The 1,190-nt window shown below is 56.5% G+C and carries 1 protein-coding gene; it reads left to right on the forward strand.

All coding sequences use genetic code 11. The features are described 5' to 3' along the window. The first annotated feature begins 89 nt into the window (after nt 1-89). Nucleotides 90-1,073, forward strand: a complete 984-nt coding sequence (locus BM70_RS0130935) for an IS5 family transposase (protein WP_025859591.1) — start codon at nt 90-92, stop codon at nt 1,071-1,073. Nucleotides 1,074-1,190 lie beyond the last annotated feature (117 nt).

Here is a 1,190-nt window from a genome sequence, read left to right on the forward strand (position 1 = left end):
TAGGGATTCTCCGATCAAGTCAGCACAGGCTATCTGACTTGTGCTGAAATAGGCCTCCGTCCAACTGCCCTCTACAAGCCCGCCATCCCATGAGCCAGATGAGCTTTTCCGATTTCGAGTACGCCGGTAAGCGCAAGCAAACCCGTCGCGAGCGTTTCCTGGCCGAGATGGAGCAGGTGGTTCCGTGGAGTGGGTTGGTGGCGTTGATCGAGCCTTACTACCCAAAGGCTGGCGGTGGCCGCAAGCCGTATCCACTGGAAACCATGCTGCGCATTCACCTGCTGCAGAACTGGTTCTCGTTGAGCGACCCAGCCATGGAAGAGGCGCTGTACGAGATTACTTCGATGCGCCAGTTTGCTCGTCTGACGCTGAGCGCTCCGATCCCCGAAGACACGACGATCATGAATTTCCGGCACCTGCTGGAGAAGCATCAGTTGGCGGCGGGCATTCTGGAAACCATCAACAATTACCTGCTAGACAAGGGCCTGTCGTTGCGCCAAGGCACCATTGTCGACGCGACCATCATCCACGCACCCAGTTCGACCAAGAACAGGGACGGCAAGCGCGATCCTGAAATGCATCAGACGAAGAAAGGTAATCAGTATTTCTTCGGCATGAAGGCGCATATCGGTGCCGATGCGGAGTCGGGCCTGGTGCACCACGTCCACGGTACAGCGGCGAATGTGGCCGATGTAACGGAGGTCGCCCACCTGTTGCATGGCGATGAAAATGTTATCTGTGCCGACGCGGGTTATACCGGCGTGGAAAAGCGGCCGGAGCATGAAAGAAGGGCGGTGATCTGGCAGATTGCGTCTCGTCGGAGCACCTATAAACACTTGAGCAAACGAAGCGTGCTCTACAAGGCCAGACGCAAGATCGAGAAGGTCAAAGCGCAGGCGCGAGCGAAGGTCGAACATCCATTCCGTGTGATCAAGCGCCAATTCGGCTATGTGAAAACCCGATTCCGTGGCTTGGCCAAGAATACGGCGCAACTGACCACGCTGTTTGCTCTGTCGAATCTGTGGATGGTGCGCCGGCAATTATTGCCGGCTGCGGGAGAGGTGCGCCCGTGAGAGCAAATAACCAAGGCTTTGCCTTGGTTATCCACTAATCAGCGGCTGAAAATCGGGCTTTTCGGCATCCTCAAGCCGTCCATTTCCGGCTGATGGGCAACTTGTTCGGAGTTTCCC

Origin of the sequence: Pseudomonas sp. CHM02, from assembly GCF_000612585.1 — a bacterium.
Classification (GTDB): Bacteria; Pseudomonadota; Gammaproteobacteria; order Pseudomonadales; family Pseudomonadaceae; genus Aquipseudomonas.

Coding starts and splice junctions, on each gene's coding strand:
- BM70_RS0130935 (WP_025859591.1), top strand. CDS start 90: ATGAGCCAGATGAGCTTTTCCGATTTCGAGTACGCCGGTAAGCGCAAG.